General features: G+C 61.1%; 11 protein-coding genes and 5 pseudogenes. 8 read left to right on the forward strand and 8 right to left on the reverse strand.

From position 1 onward, the window contains the following. Positions 1–73: 73 nt before the first annotated feature. From N2604_RS07320 to N2604_RS07330, 3 genes and pseudogenes are all read right to left on the reverse strand, one after another. Positions 74–208: pseudogene (locus N2604_RS07320) on the reverse strand (transposase); the annotation flags it as partial. 957 nt (positions 209–1,165) lie between these two features. Then, the gene (locus N2604_RS07325) at positions 1,166–1,399 is read right to left on the reverse strand and encodes a hypothetical protein (protein ID WP_124163428.1); all 234 of its coding nucleotides are present in this window, start codon (positions 1,397–1,399) and stop codon (positions 1,166–1,168) included. Further along, the gene (locus N2604_RS07330) at positions 1,389–1,604 is read right to left on the reverse strand and encodes a helix-turn-helix transcriptional regulator (protein WP_124163427.1); all 216 of its coding nucleotides are present in this window, start codon (positions 1,602–1,604) and stop codon (positions 1,389–1,391) included. Before N2604_RS07330 ends, N2604_RS07325 begins: the two co-directional genes overlap by 11 nt. A gap of 179 nt (positions 1,605–1,783) precedes the next feature. On the opposite strand from N2604_RS07330, the gene N2604_RS07335 reads away from it, so the two are divergent. Next, positions 1,784–2,410, forward strand: a complete 627-nt coding sequence (locus N2604_RS07335) for a hypothetical protein (RefSeq protein WP_199752322.1) — start codon at positions 1,784–1,786, stop codon at positions 2,408–2,410. A gap of 203 nt (positions 2,411–2,613) precedes the next feature. Here N2604_RS07335 and N2604_RS39630 read toward each other — a convergent pair whose 3' ends face one another. Next, positions 2,614–2,733, reverse strand: coding sequence for a transposase (locus N2604_RS39630; RefSeq protein ID WP_409241722.1), 120 nt, complete (start codon positions 2,731–2,733; stop codon positions 2,614–2,616). Then, a complete protein-coding gene (locus N2604_RS39635) occupies positions 2,734–2,937 on the reverse strand; it encodes a hypothetical protein (RefSeq protein WP_199752320.1) in 204 nt (67 codons plus the stop codon). It lies immediately after the preceding gene. Between the two features lie 168 nt (positions 2,938–3,105). Between N2604_RS39635 and tnpA the strand changes: the two genes are divergently transcribed. The 3 genes and pseudogenes from tnpA to N2604_RS07355 all read left to right on the forward strand — a co-directional run. Further along, on the forward strand, positions 3,106–3,426 hold the full coding sequence (gene tnpA / locus N2604_RS07345; protein WP_409241683.1) for an IS66-like element accessory protein TnpA: 321 nt from the start codon (positions 3,106–3,108) through the stop codon (positions 3,424–3,426). Further along, positions 3,423–3,770 carry an IS66 family insertion sequence element accessory protein TnpB gene (tnpB, locus tag N2604_RS07350; protein ID WP_028340773.1) on the forward strand — a complete coding sequence of 116 codons (348 nt, stop codon included), beginning with the start codon at positions 3,423–3,425 and terminating at the stop codon, positions 3,768–3,770. Before tnpA ends, tnpB begins: the two co-directional genes overlap by 4 nt. Positions 3,771–3,817: 47 nt before the next feature. After that, a pseudogene (locus N2604_RS07355) lies at positions 3,818–4,725 on the forward strand (transposase); the annotation flags it as partial. A 349-nt stretch (positions 4,726–5,074) separates the two neighbouring features. Here the strand turns inward: N2604_RS07355 and N2604_RS07360 are convergent. Next, positions 5,075–6,079, reverse strand: coding sequence for an IS110 family transposase (locus N2604_RS07360; RefSeq protein ID WP_158670897.1), 1,005 nt, complete (start codon positions 6,077–6,079; stop codon positions 5,075–5,077). 60 nt (positions 6,080–6,139) lie between these two features. On the opposite strand from N2604_RS07360, the pseudogene N2604_RS07365 reads away from it, so the two are divergent. After that, positions 6,140–6,686: pseudogene (locus N2604_RS07365) on the forward strand (transposase); the annotation flags it as partial. A 147-nt stretch (positions 6,687–6,833) separates the two neighbouring features. Here N2604_RS07365 and N2604_RS07370 read toward each other — a convergent pair. Continuing rightward, positions 6,834–7,175, reverse strand: a complete 342-nt coding sequence (locus tag N2604_RS07370; protein ID WP_158670896.1) for a hypothetical protein — start codon at positions 7,173–7,175, stop codon at positions 6,834–6,836. Positions 7,176–8,162: 987 nt separating this feature from the next. After that, a pseudogene (locus N2604_RS07375) lies at positions 8,163–9,330 on the reverse strand (IS3 family transposase). 748 nt (positions 9,331–10,078) lie between these two features. Here N2604_RS07375 and N2604_RS07380 point away from each other — a divergent pair. From N2604_RS07380 to ansP, 3 genes and pseudogenes are all read left to right on the forward strand, one after another. Then, positions 10,079–10,339, forward strand: a complete 261-nt coding sequence (locus tag N2604_RS07380) for a SemiSWEET transporter (RefSeq protein WP_124163940.1) — start codon at positions 10,079–10,081, stop codon at positions 10,337–10,339. 227 nt (positions 10,340–10,566) lie between these two features. Further along, a pseudogene (locus tag N2604_RS07385) lies at positions 10,567–11,692 on the forward strand (IS256 family transposase); the annotation flags it as partial. A 1,628-nt stretch (positions 11,693–13,320) separates the two neighbouring features. After that, positions 13,321–14,823: an L-asparagine permease gene (ansP, locus tag N2604_RS07390; RefSeq protein ID WP_124163941.1), complete on the forward strand. Its 1,503-nt coding sequence runs from the start codon at positions 13,321–13,323 to the stop codon at positions 14,821–14,823. Positions 14,824–14,825 lie beyond the last annotated feature (2 nt).

The following is a 14,825-nucleotide window of genomic DNA, read 5'->3' on the forward strand; positions in this document are numbered from 1 at the left end:
AAGCGCGTCCGCTTGCACAAGAGGCATCTTCCCCGGCCTCTCGCCTTGATCTGAAATGCCGCAGGACCGGCAGGCGCCGGATCTCCCCGTTGAGGCGCTCCACCATGTTGGTCGACTTAATGTGCTTGCGGTGCACCAGGGGCAGACGGAAGTAAGCCAAGGTCTGCTCGATGTTGTCCTCGGCCCAATCGGTGAGCGTGGGGTATTTGCCGCCCATTTGGCTAGCCGCCGCCAGCGGGCCTTCCCAGTCGACGCCGATCGCGATCAGCACCGCCTGGCTCGCGATGATGCCCCTCCTCGCGCACCCGCTCATAGCGCCATCACGTACATCTCGGCCAAAGGCCGCAACCGGCGCCTTCTCCGAGCGTCGACCGAGCAGTTCGAGCAGCTACCACTCCCCACCTGCGCTGGCACGGTATCTTTGTACTAAATGTTGTGAACAGAAGGTTTGACCCGCAAAAGTTGCAGAAAACCGCAAACTACTTCTACGCGCGTCGATTCGACGGGCGCATTTGAAGGAGAATTTCATTATGGCTAAAGTATCGCCCTTCCACTCGAAAAGGCCGAATACAAAGAACGTCTATCACGACAACGACAAATGCACCGAAGGCAACAATATTGAGCGGCAGTATCTGGCGTCGGGCACCGGTGGTCGTCCTAAATGCGAGCGTTGCGAGCGGCTCAGCTAAACTCGTTTGATCCTTTCCCGTGGTGCGGAGAACCAATTCCCGCCACGGTCCTTTATTTTCCATTCGTCACGGGCCATGTGGGTTCAAACAGCTTGTGAAGCGATCAGCGAGGGGTGCGTCTTGGAGCTTCGGTACGACGGCTCTTTTCCTCGCGTCGAAGTCGACGCGGTGTGGTACCCAAGATGGGAATGCCGTCATGCGCGTTTGCGCAAACAAGGGTGGCAGCGTCAGTCACGACCCGTCGGCTGAGCTCTTGAGACTGGACGAGGCCACAGCAGCTAACATCACGAACGTTGGCTCTGCCGCTCCTCGCCCCGGCTACCGCAGAAACGATTCGTCATGGCTCAGATCGTCTGCCGACTATGAGCGACAATCGCACTGCGGCAACGGTCGCGCAGAATTACGCTGTACACTGCTGCATTTGTTTGTAGGGCCTGCGGGCATCCATTAGGACTAGGGCGAAAGCAGCTTTGCGATTACCGCCGCGGTGAGCAGCGTAGCGTGACCGTCGGGCGCAATGGCGCAAATGAGCCGCGCCGGGTAAAGGCGGCGGGATCGCTCTCGATCTCGCGGGCGGCTTGCATCGCGGCGATGACGGTCGATCGCTTCTCGATGCGGTACTTGCCGCGCCCGAGGAAGATGGATGCGGTGAAATGATCCGCCTTGCGGATCGCCACGACCGCCCGGGTCTCGATCTCGTCAAATCTCACGGCCAACTCCGAGCGATACCGCCGCGACGGCGAGCGACATGTATTTCGTGATCGGATGGTCGCCGTGCTCATAACCGGCCCATGCGCCGCGCGAGCAGCCGATCGCATCGGCGGCTTGTCGCTGCGAATAGCCGAAGCGCGCGCGCCAGTCGGTCAGTGATTGCGGCGTTGCGAAGGGCGTGGCGCCGGTCTCTGAATTCGTCATTCCCGGGTCTCCTCATTGGCAGGCCATCGCGGAATGCTCGACCCCGAAGGCCGGGAAGCTGACCGATCAGCGCCGGGCAATCGGCCGGGCGGTATTGGGCCAAATCGCCGGCGGAATGGCCCAGATTTAAGCCACTGGTCGGTGGTTGGAAGACCCAAGGATCGAATGCGAGCCTGAAAATGGCGGAAGATCAAAGGGTTGCGGCGGCCCCTCAATCGCCCGTGGGGCCGTCACGGGGCCGCCCCGAACCCGGCGGGGCTTCCGCCGCCCCCGGCGGCAATGCCGCACCAGTAGGCGCCGACAGCGGCGGGCGCGGCCAACTACTGACGAGCAATCTTGCCGGGCGCCTGCTCATGGTCTCGGCAGAGCGCGTGCGGCAACTCTCGAAAGAGGGCTGGATCGAGAAGCAGGGCAAGGACCAGTTCTATTTGGTCGATGTCGTGCAAGGCTACATCCGCTTTCGCAACGACGCGGATCGGCGCGCGCAGAAATCCGCCGCTGACAGCCGCGTCCGCGACGCCAGGACGCGCGAGATCGAGTTGCGCAACGCGGTGCGCGAAGGCCGCCTGATCGAGATCGACGAAGCGATGGCGATCGTCGAGCAGATCACTGGGCTTTTCCGAGCCGAGGCCGCCGGGCTCCCGGCGCGCGTGACGCGCGTGACGCGCGATCTGCAATTCCGCAAGACAATTGAAACGGCTTTGAATGACATCCTCGAACGGGTCGCAGATATTGCCTCCGAAGGGGGACGTGCTGTGGCATCGGCTCGCGTTGCTGGCGAGGCCGTCGCGGCCGACGCCGCCTAGATAGTCATTGAGATTCTTGTCGGCTGTGGCGATGAGTGCCTTCAGTGATGCCTTTGTAAAAATTCTTGTCCTTGTTGTTGACTGCCTTGATGCGCGTGCCATCTATCGCCAGTAACTCACGTCCAAAGAGATCGAGGCGTCGGCATAGGATCGTGAACTCGCGGAGAACCGATTTAAACGCCGCACGATTTTCGCTCCTAAAATCAGCAATGGTTTTGAAGTCCGGCTTGAGGGGTTCGTAGCAACCAGATAACCTCTATGTTCCGATGGCACTCGGTTTCCAGCCTCCGGCTTGAACGAACACGATTGAGGTAGCTATAAATTTAGAGCTTCAGTAGATCACCGGGGTCGTAACCGGGCCGCGCTGTGACCTTCGCGTCTACCCGCGCAAAGCCTAAACTCCTGAGATCGAGCCCATCGACAAAGGCATCAATAAAGCGGACGGGATTCTCGACGCCGACGTAGTCGTCAATCGCCTCTGGCAGGAGTAGCAGCTGCGAGCGATCGGAACCAGAAATGTGTGCCATGCGCGAATCTAACGCAGCGAGCCCGGCATTGGAATCCGCTTCGCACACTTTTCACACGGTCTGCTAGTTTTAAGGTCATCAGGCGATGCGGGCCGAGGGTTTTGGGCGGGGCTGGAGCGGCGGCGGCGGTGGTCGCAGGACGACAAGGCGCGGATTGTCGAGGAGACGTTGGCGCCCGGTGCGAAGGTGACTGAGGTTGCGCGTCGCAACGGAGTAGCGACCAGCCTGGTGTTTACCTGGCGTCGACAAGCACGGACATCGGAACAAGTTGTACCATCTTTTACGCCGGTGCAGATCGCCGCCGTAGCGGCCTCGGCTGAGGAAAATCCGACTCTTTTGCCTGCGGTTGATGGCCGAGTTCGCTCCGTGGCAGCCGCGCGTACTGGATTGATAGAGATCGATCTCGACAACCGACGGTGCATCCGGGTGGATGCGCACGTCGATCCGGAAGCGCTGGCGCGGGTCCTCGATGTGCTTGGACGCCGATGATTGCTATACCAGGGAATGTGCGAGTGTGGCTCGCGACAGGCTACACGGACATGCGCAGAGGCTTTCCGTCGCTGGCACTCCAAGTGCAGGAGGTGCTGCACAAAGACCCGCTCAGCGGTCATCTGTTCGTCTTCCGCGGTCGCCGCAGCGATCTTGTGAAGGCCATCTGGCACGATGGCCAGGGAGCCTGCTTGTTCACAAAGAGACTCGAGAGAGGAAAGTTCATCTGGCCATCGGTTGCCGGCGAATCGGTAACGATTTCGCCGGCGCAGTTGAGCTATTTGCTGTCCGGGATCGATTGGCGTAACCCTCAAGAAACCCATCGGCCGACACGGGTCGGATAGCCGCTTTTACGGTTTGAATCTGCTGCTTGATCTGATTCAATGGCTTCATGATATCGAAGCCGGACGATCTTCCATCGGAATCTTTTAAGTGCCTACATGGCGCTGCTGGGCGAGCGTGAGGCGTTGCAGGTTGAACGCGATGTGGCCGTGGCGGATGCCGCCAAGGAGCGGGCGGCGCTGTCGGACAACGAGGCGCTGATCGCGCATCTCGAGCTGCGGATCAAGAAGCTCAAACGCGAACTGCACGGGCAGCGCTCCGAGCGCACGGCGCGGCTGATCGAGCAGCTGGAATTGGAGCTCGAAGAACTCGTTACCACGGCGACCGAGGATGAGCTTGCCGCGCGCAGCGGCGAAGACGCAGAACGTCCGCCCCTTCATGCGCAAGCGGCCGGTTCGCAAGCCATGGCCGGAAGACATCGAACGCGAGCGCGTCGTCATTGAGGCTCCAACGACCTGTGCCTGCTGCGGTGGATCGCGGCTGGCGAAGATCGGTGAGGATGTGACCAAGACGCTGGAGGAGATCCCGCGCCGCTTCAAGCTGATCGAGACGGTACGCGAGAAGTTCACCTGCCGCGATTGCGAGAAGATCAGCCAGCCGCCGGCGCCGTTCCACGCGACGCCGCGCGGCTTCATCGGTCCGCAATTGTTGGCGACGATCCTGTTCGACAAGTTCGGCATGCATATCCCGCTCAACCGCCAGAGTGTGCGCTTTAAGGCCGAGAGGATCGACCTGCCGTTGTCGACGCTGGCTGACCAGGTCGGCCACGAACCTTCGCCGTCATGCCGCTGTTCCAGCTGATAGAGCGTCATGTACTCGCAGCCGAGCGCCTTCATGGCGACGACACCACCATCCGCATCCCTGGCGAAGGGCAAGTGCACGACCGGCCGGATCTGGACCTATTTCTATGGCTTTATGGCGATGCCACGAGCCTTGATGAGATCCGCGGATCGGCGCCCAATTACGTTGACGAGCTCTGACGCTCGATAGGTCCAACGGGCTTAGCCCACCCCGGTCCGACCGGTTGCCATCACTCTGTTTTTGCTCTCGCAAACGGAACCGTGCTCGACTTATCTATGGACGGTCCCCGCTTTGCAAGGCCATTTGCTTTGTTCGGGCTAGCGGTCGTTTGCAGCTATCTATCCGGCTTTATGGCGATGCCACGAGCCTTGATGAGATCCGCGGATCGGCGCCCAATTACGTTGACGAGCTCTGAAGCTCGATAGGTCCAACGGGCTTAGCCGACCCCGGTCCGACCGGTTGCCATCACTCTGTTTTTGCCCTCGCAAACGGAACCGTGCTCGACTTATGCTCGCGCGCGGTACTCTTCACCATTGGCCATGATCGCCCAAGCGATCCGGGCAGTTTTGTGAGCAAGCGCCACCGTCACGACGTTGAAGGGACGTCTGCCTAGCAACTCTGTTATCCAGGTATTTGTGACCTGATGGATACGGACGCGATGAACGGCTGCTCTGGCGCCATGTATCAACAATTTGCGAATATATCCGTCGCCGCGCTTACTGATGCCACCCAAGCGCTCCTTACCCCCGGTTGAATGCTGCTTCGGTACTAATCCAAGCCAGGCGGCGAAATGCCTTGCGGAAGCGAAATGTTGTGGATGATCGACAGACGCCGCCAAGGCGGTGGCGGCAAATGGGCCAATGCCCGCCACCTTCATGAGACGGCGACAAACCTCGTTGTCTCTCGCGGTTGCGAGGATCATCTTCTCGTAGCTTTCAATATTTAGCTCAAGGTCGTTGATCTGATCGACAAGGATTGAGAGGGCGCGGCGTGCGCTTTGTGGAATGCGATCGTCAACGTCGACAAGTGCCATGAGCTCTCTCGCGTTTGCTTTTCCCTTTCCGGTCACAATCCCCAGCTCGCCCAAATGACCGCGCAGTGCATTTATCGCGCCCGTGCGCTGTCGAGTAAGCAAATCACGCGTGCGATGTAGCATTAAAATTCCCTGTTGTTCGGCGCTTTTTACGGGGACAAAACGCATGCCAGGCCGTTGGACGGCTTCCCAGCACGCTTCTGCATCAGCAGCATCGTGCTTATTTGTTTTCACATAGGCTCTTACGTAACGGGCCGGCATAAGACGGGCTCTGTGTCCAAGCTTTATCAGTTCGCGAGCCCAATGATGAGCGCTGCCGCAAGCCTCAAGACCAACGAGGCAACTTGGAAGCCGTGAAAAGAAATCGAGAACCTTCCCGCGGGCGAGTTTTTTGCGGATAATTTCTCCATCCGCCGTAATCCAGTGGATTTGAAACCAGCTCTTCGAGATATCAAGCCCGATTGTCATCATAGCCATAGCTCGCTCTCCTTCTGGTGGCTCTTCGCAGCTTATCAGGGCGGGGACCGTCCATCTCATTATGTGCGGGATGACCGGCCCTACGGTGGGCCGGCGCCGCCAGCTGCGGTCTATTACGCCTCGAGCGATCGACGGGGCGAGCATCGCCAGAAGCATCTGGCCGCCTTCGCCGGCATCCTGCAAGCCGATTGTTATAGCGGCTTCGAGCCGTTGTTCGATCCGCAAAGGAAAGCGATGCCGATCACGCCGGCATTTTGCTTCGCCCATGCGCGGCGGGGGCTTCTTCGAGCTGGCCGACATCGAGAAAACCGCTCGGGACGGACAGTAAGGCAAACCGGTCTCCCCGATCGCGCTGGAGGCGGTCAGGCGCCTTGACGCCCTGTTCGAGATCGAGCGCGCTATCAACGGCCGCAGCGCCGACGAGCGGGGTATTGTGCGCCAGGAAAGAAGCAAGCCGCTGCTCGACGACATGCACGACTGGCTACTCCGCGAGCGAGAAACCCTCTCGCGCTCCTCCGAGGTCCTGAAGCCTATGAATTACATGCTCAGGCGCTGGGAGGGCTTCGCTCGCTTCCTCGACGACGGCAGGATCTGCTTGACCAACAACCGTCGCGGGTGTTCGCCTGGTAACTCGGAGGGAGCGGCAGGATTGCGAAGTTGATTGCCCAGTCAACCGTCTCCCCCTGGTCGCCGTACCGTATGAACGTCATGTCGGCTATGGGGATCGTCGCCAGCGGGCAATTCCGACATCGCTCTAGCTCGCTGGCGCCCGCGGATAGGCGCGACCCTCGTCCAGACTTATCCCGGTCAGCGATAGCTCGAACCCGCTTTGCAAGAGATCGTTCGATTCGAGCCCCAGCATCTCGTCATCCCAATGGCTGGCGTCGGTCAGCCGATCGTCGGAGATGACATAGGCGCGCTTCTGCTGATCGCTCCACCCACGCGCGACAACAACTGGCGCCTCGGCGATTTCGAGCAGTTTGTCCGCCGCCATGCCGACTAGGACCATGTCGTCATCCGGTGCGAGGATCGGTCGTCCAAGACAGCGACTAGCAAACCCTTCGACGCTGGCGCCGAGTTCCGCGCGGCCAACCACTTCTATTCTGTGCGCGCGTCAGGGCACGAGCGACAACTTTGACTGGTCGTAAGAGCTCCGCCTGGCGGGCAGAAGGCCACATCGCGCTTTCGAGGGCGAGCCCAATAAACCTTCGTATCCGTTCGTCAACCACACGTTCAGTTGAGCCGTCAATCGCGAATGGTTATATATGGACTGCGGCAGCGCTACTGCTGTCGCGGCCCTCCTTGGACGTTCCTCCCTTGACTTAGCCGCTTGTGAAGACGCAGGCGGCTTTCTTTTTGTGCACCCCCGACCGGTTGTCGTTCCTTGCGGCCTTCCGATCACCTGTGCCGGTGATATGAACCGAGCCAAGCGTTCGCGGCGCGAGCGCATGGATGAAAAGCTAACGGGCCTTACGGCGGGCGAACCCACATTCGCGTTTATATCACCGGCGGGTTTCTGCTTAGCATCGAACTGAAGACGCCCAAGGGTTGGAGCTCGAAGGCGCAGAAGGAACGTCATCCGAAGCTTCAAGGTCTCGGCTCACCGTGATCACGGCTGTCCCTCGTCAGATAATTTGGGACTGCGGCGATCAGCCGTCGCTACGCAAGGTGAGCATTCGGGATATGGATTCAACGGACTTCGCGTTCAGCGGATCGGCGGCGTCCTGCATGGGCTGGTGCGGGCCTGCGCGTTTCCGGGCAACGGTGCATTGTTCGAGGTCGGACCGACCGTCTCGCGGGCCAATGCGAAACTGCCGTTCAGTGCGGCGGACCCACCACCGTTCGGCGATCGCAGGTTGAGGTTATCTGCTCAAAAATGGACGCGCTCGGGAAGCGGCCCCCTGACCTTATCCGAAATGGAGCCGCTCAGACGAGAGATGGGGACAGATTCTCCTCCAAGGCGTCCGCTTTACTTACCGCGTCGTCGAGCCCTTTTTGCGTTGCGGGGTGCGTTCCTGACGCGAGCGCGGCTCGCCGCCTTCGCGACAGACGGTGTGATCTTCCCCCGAAAAAGTGGACGGGTTTAAGCGGCTTTTAGCTCCATCTCGATCGGGGCGATATATCCGATTGCGGAATGGAGCCGGGTTCGGTTGTAGAAGCCCTCGATGAAGGCGAAGATGTCGCGCTGGGCCTCGGCGCGGGTGTTGTAGTCGCGATGATGGATCAGCTCGGTTTTCAAGGTATGGAAGAAGCTCTCCATCGGGGCATTGTCGTAGCAATCGGCCTTGCGGCTCATTGATGCCACGATGCCGGCGCCGGTGAGGACCTTGCGATAGGCATGTGAGGCATACTGCACACCGCGATCGGAGTGGTGGATCAATCCGGCCAGCGGCCGTTGCTGCTGGATGGCCATCGTCAGCGCCGCGGATGCGAGCTCGACCTGGATATGGTCTTGCATGGCCCAGCCGACGATCTTTCGGCTGAACAGATCCATGACGGCCGCCAGATACAGCCAGCCCTCCGCGGTCGGGATGTAGGTGATGTCGGCGAGCCAGACCCGGTTCGGGGCGGGAGCGGTGAAGTCGCGCGCGATCAGGTTCGGTGCGATCGGGAGGTCGTGACGGCTGTCGGTGGTGCGCACCCGGCGTGGCGGCGCCATGATGGCGCGGATACCGTGCCGGTGCATCAGCCGCTCGATCCGGCCACGGCTGGCGCCGCGGCCCTGCTTGCGCAGGACGGCATGGACGCGAGGACTGCCGTAACGCCCGCTGCTGTCTTGATGGACTTGCCGGATCGCGGCCAGGAGGCTGGCATTGGATTTGGTCCGCTCGCTCACCGGGCGATCGCGCCAGGCGTAATAGCCGGCCGGCGAGACCTCGAGCACGGCACACATCAGCCGCACCGGATAGGCGTCGCGGTGGTCTTCGATGAAGCGGAAGCTCATGTCCGGGTTCCGGCGAAGATCGCGATCGACTTTTTTAAAATGTCGCGCTCCATGCGCAGCCGTTCGTTCTCCTGACGCAGGCGGGCGATCTCCGAAGCCTGGTCCGCCGACATCGGCGTCGCCTGCGTGGTGGGGCGCCACGCCGCCGATGCGGCTCCTGCCGGAGCTTGTCAACCCAGCGCCGCAGCACCGAGTCGCGCAGACCGAGTTCCTTGGCAACCGACCCGATCGAGCGCCCGCTCGACAAAGCCAACTCGACGGCTTGGTGCTTGTACTCTTCGGTAAATGACCGACGTTGACGTTCCATTCGACACCTCCGGGCTCAATGAGCCTACTACAGGTGTCCACTTATTCGGAGGAGCTTCAGTGTACTTGCCGAGGCTCGCCTGCCGATGAAGTTAGCGGCCACGTGACTCGGCGCCCTGACGTGAACCGAGGAGGCGCTGTCCCTACCACGCACCGCTAACTTCACCACGATCAGCCTCAAGCAGCGGAAGAAACTGACCGTAGCGTGTATCATTCGGCAAACGCCCTAGCGCAACCATCAGGACTGGTCGTAGCCAGTGATTTGGCGATCGATCTCGGATCGCAGGCAGTGCGGGCGCGACTCCGCGCCGTTCGGTTGCGCTGGGCCGGAAGCTGCCCCTGCCCAGCTCGCACTGCCAATTGAAGTTAGCAGAGCGTGACTCGGCGCTTATTCCCCACGCATACACAGGGGAAGCGCTGTCCCTGCCAGGCCCTGCTAACTTCTCCACACTCAGCCTCAAAGCAGCGGAAGAAGCTGACCGGGAGCTTATCGCTCGCAGAAACGAGCATAATTCGTCGCGCCATGGAGACTGCTCCTCCGTTTGCGTCGTGAAGAACTGAGCTGGCGGCGACTGCAGCGAAGCGGCCTTGCGACGGACATCTTCCGGCACAAGCGGCGCCGGCGACTATGACGCTCTATATCGCAGCCTTATGGCGGCCGTTTAAGCGTAGTGTTTTCGAGCGAACTGGCCGGCTCGCAAGAAAACGCGAGGCATGACCGAGGTTGGAATCCATGCTGTAGAGCCGGTATGGACCCCCTCGTGAACAAGCTGATCGGCTTCGCCGCCGGCACTTGCACGACCGTGGCCTACGCGCCGGCGGCCATTAAGGTTTGGAAGACCCGCTCCACCGGCGATATCTCGCTCGGCATGTTCGTGGTCATGGTGCTGGGCCTGGCGCTCTGGCTCGTCTACGGCCTGTTCTCGGGCGATGCACCTCTGGTCGCCGCCAACGCCATCACAATGGTGCTCGCCGGCGGCATCCTGCTGATGAAGCTGCTACACGGGTGAGGTTACCCTGCCCTCTTGCCTGTTTGTCTCACAGGCGCTGACGGCGAACACGGCAGGCCTGAGGCGATCCTCGCAGAACGAAACCGCATCAAGCGAGACACCATCACAAACCGCCGCTTGCAGCATCAGGGGATGTCCCGGGTTCTGTTGAATTACTGAAGGGGTCGGCGTTGCCCACCTTGAGCCGGTAGGCTCGGGGTGCTGACTCCACAAAGGAGAGCAACGCCATGACGAGAGATATCACACCGGCTGGGCGAGCGGGGCTGTGGACGACGCGTTTGCGGAAGTGCGGGCGAGCTTCGATCGGTTCTGCCTTGCGGCAGGGATCGAGGCGCGCCGCACGATGATGGAGGCGGATGTCACGGCGGCCTGCGCGCCGCACCAAGGTCGCGACGCGGCGCGGCGGGCGCACCGTTGGGGCCGAACGCGGGGACGAATCGGCTTCCACGGCGGCAAGATCGAGGTCGAACGCCCGCGTGTCCGGGGCATGGACGGCCGCGCGATCACGATCCCGAGCTGCGAAACGGCGGCGCAGGAGGACTGGCTCGGTCGCTGGGCGATGAACCTGATGCTGATCAATGTGTCGACGCGCCGGTTCGACCCGCGCTGTCCGGCTCCCGGAGGGTGAGGTGCCGGCACCGCCCGGATCTGGGGTTTCGAAGTCGGCGACCTCGCCGAGGTTCGTAGCGCGGGCGCGGCTGGCCGACTTCATGGCTGCCGATCTGTCCGCGCTCGACCTTCTGGTGGTCCAAATCGACGGGCTACATCTCGGCGACGATCTCGTGCTGGTCGCCGCGATCGGGGTTGACGGCGGAGGCAACAAGCATCCGCTGGCGCTGGTGGAAGGGGCGACCGAGAATGCCGCAACGGTTCAAGCCCTGCTGGACAACCTGGTCTCGCGCGGGCTCGACCCCACGGTACCAAGACTGTTCATCGCCGACGGCGCGAAAGCGTTGTCGAAGGCGCTCCGCCGCACCTTCGGTTCGGCCGCTGCGATCCAGCGCTGCCAGATCCACAAGGCGCGCAACATCATGGAAGGCCTGCCAAAAGAGCATCATGCGGCCACCCATCGGGTGCTGCGCCAGGCCTAGGAGCTCGATGACGCCGAAGGCTGAAAGATTGATCCGCAATCTCGCGCGTCGACTCGACCAGCAATGGCCCGGCGTAGCGGCCAGCATCCTCGAAGGCCTCGACGAAATCCTGACTGTCGTCCGGTCGAAGCTGCCGAAGGAGCTTCGTCAATCGCTCGCCTGTACCAACATCGCCGAGAACATGATGGGCACCATTCGCCGCGTCACGCGCAACGTCAAACGCTGGCGGGATGCCGGCATGGCCTTGCTATGGGTCGCGGCGCATGCGAATACGCCGGTGACGGCGCTGGTGGTGATCGGCCGCCAATCTGTCGTGCGAGATGATCGGTTTTGCTGGCGTTTCGTCAGCTTGTGGTCAGGTAGCCGCTTTAGGCAGGTCAAGCTGTCAAGACATGTCCAAGCGAGCAACGAATGCTGGAGTCGGGCCCAGGTGCCTATCTCTCACGAGCGATCGAAAGTTCCCAGAGCCTCGTCGCAGGGCGGGACTGATCAGCATGCTCAGCTGAGAAAGCCTTGTGCAAGCATGTCACCTGAAAGACGATGTAGCCTGAGTGCCAGTTTCGGACCTACACAACGGCCAGCGATGGTCGGTTTCGTGGCGAGCATGTGCTTCAGATCAGCAAGGTTGCAAATGTTTTCGCAGGCCATGAACTCGATTGCCTGCCGATCAACTTGGGGTGCACCTAGTCGTCGAGCTCGTCCCCAGAGCTGCGCGAGGCGCACTAGCGAAGGCCAAGCATTCTCGCGCGCGCTCGAATTGTCACGAGTGGCGCTCAGTCGCGCCTCGTATCTGAGATCTGCGATCATATCGCAGCCGTCGAGCCGTGCCCGATTATACGTCACGACAGACTGCGGTCCGGTCCTTGGTCTCAAAGAGGAAGCTGCGGCGTCACTGCGAGCAGCAACGAATTCGTCCAGAGCGCCGGCCCCGCAACAGTAGCGCCGGCGCATTAGCGTTTAATCTGAGATGGATCATGACGAGTATTGGCCGATCTGGGAAGTCGTACATTGCAGTGTCAAGCGCCGACAGCGGTGGGACGAGCGGGTCGACCACTAAATCCGGTCCAGGCCGCGGGGAAGCTCGCGGAGCACTCCGTTCTGTCCTCGATCGCATGCGCCCGGAGCGCGGGATCGAGAGGCGTCCTCTACGGGCATCACCCCCGGCCATCTCGCTCTCCCCCGCGACAAGTCTGCCGATCCCTTCGACAGTTCAGATCAAATCCGCGCGGCTATACGACACGCCGGTGTCGGGCCGCCGGATCCTTTCTCGGGGTCTCCGAGTGACCTGCAGAAATGGGGAGACAGGCTCATCGCGTTTTGGCGACCAGCCTAGGCAAGGCCGTCGAGCACGTAGCAGTTTGCAAATGATACGTTCCGGCCACATGGGGTGTCCGCCTCTCAACCGAGCGGTAGATCGGCAAGGCCGCGCATCGACGAGGTGGGAGGCACAGAGCTGTATGGAACGCGGTGGCAAGCACATCGAGGCGTGCACGTTGATGGCCAAAGCTTTGTGCCGCGCTAGAAAGCATTGATCGGGCCTGTCGCGCTCGCGACATCCGTGAATTCTCAGTGGCCGTTGTCGCCCATACAAAAGAGAATAGTCCCAATCAGGTGAAGATGCCCCGGTTGGCGATCCTTCTGCAAAGAGCAGCAACTCATTTCGCTAGTGAGTTCCCTCCGCGTTGGGAGACGGCTGTCCATAGCAGGATAACCTGGGCTATGCCACGTGCAAACCTGCGCCTCGGGCAGGATGCATACACATCGACCACATAAAAGCGAACCTAGCCGCCCGTATTAAGCTCAGTCCGCAGCTCGATCTGAGCGACGCGCTCGAGACTCCGCTCCGCAAACCTTGGCTCGACACATTGCCGATAACCAAAGGAGAGTTCAGTGACTGCACTAGATGTCCAACAGACGACAGGCAACGCTTCTCTCGATAAAAGAAGCTGGCTCGAGTCCCACGAGGAGGGCTACCACAAGGCGCTCGGCAATCGTCAGGTTCAGATGATCGCCATCGGCGGCGCGATCGGCACCGGCCTGTTTCTGGGTGCTGGCGCACGCCTGCAGATCGCCGGTCCGTCACTGGCAATCGTTTATCTGGTTTGCGGCGCCTTCTCATTCCTGATCCTTCGAGCGCTCGGCGAACTGCTGCTTCATCGGCCAAGCAGCGGAAGTTTCGTATCGTATGCCCGCGAGTTCCTCGGCGAGAAGGCGTCCTTCGTCGCCGGCTGGATGTACTTTCTCAACTGGGCAATGACTGGCATCGCCGATATCACCGCGGTCGCCCTCTACATGCACTACTGGGATCTCTTCGCGCATCTGCCACAATGGGTGTCTGCGCTCGGAGCCCTGCTTATCGTTGGTTCCATGAACTTGGTCGGCGTGAAGTGGTTCGCCGAGATGGAATTCTGGTTTGCGCTGATCAAGGTGGCGACAATCTCCTTGTTCCTTGTAGTCGGCACGATCTTTTTCGCTGGTGGCATCTCGATCGCGGGCAGCGCGCCCGGCATACACCTCATTACCGAGAAAGGCGGCTTCTTCCCGAACGGACTCTTACCGCCCCTAGTTCTCGTGCAGGGCGTCGTTTTCGCCTTTGCCGGGGTTGAACTGGTCGGCACGGCAGCTGGCGAATGTTCAGATCCCAAGAAGGTCCTGCCGCCCGCAATCAACAGCGTGCTCTGGCGCATCGCACTGTTCTACGTCGGTTCAGTGGTCCTGCTCGTCTGCCTCTTGCCCTGGACTGCCTACGAGGCGGGCCAGAGTCCGTTCGTCACCTTTTTCGGCGCTCTCGGCATTCCTGGCGTCGGCACGGTGATCAACATCGTCGTTCTGACCGCGGCGCTCTCAAGCCTGAATTCCGGCCTCTACTCGACCGGCCGGGTGCTGAGATCGCTCGCCCAGGGGGGCTCCGCGCCGGCATTTCTCGCCAAGATGAACCGCCAAGCCGTTCCCTATGCCGGCATCCTCCTGAGCCTCGCGATCTACGTGTTCGGAGTCGTGCTCAACTTTCTCGTGCCGTCTCAGGTGTTTGAGATTGTCCTCAACGTTGCTTCGCTCGGCATCCTCAGCACCTGGGGCTTTATCGTCGTCTGCCAGATGATGTTCCGCCGCGCCGTCAGCCGCGGAGAGGTCGCAGACGTCAGCTTCAAGATGCCCGGCGCGCCGGTCACGTCGTGGGCGACACTCGCTTTCCTCGTTGTCGTCCTGGTGCTGATGGCGCTTGATTATCCGAACGGTACCTTCACCGTCGCCGCCACTCCCTTGATCGCCGTACTGCTCTGGGCAGGTTGGCGGTGGACGGCGAAGCATCGTCAGATGCTGATGCCAACGGCCATACCGTCCGTGGTGCTGACGCAAGACATTCTGGAGCACGCGCCCAAACGCGCTTCCTAAGA

Source organism: Bradyrhizobium sp. CB1015, assembly GCF_025200925.1.
Lineage (GTDB): Bacteria > Pseudomonadota > Alphaproteobacteria > Rhizobiales > Xanthobacteraceae > Bradyrhizobium.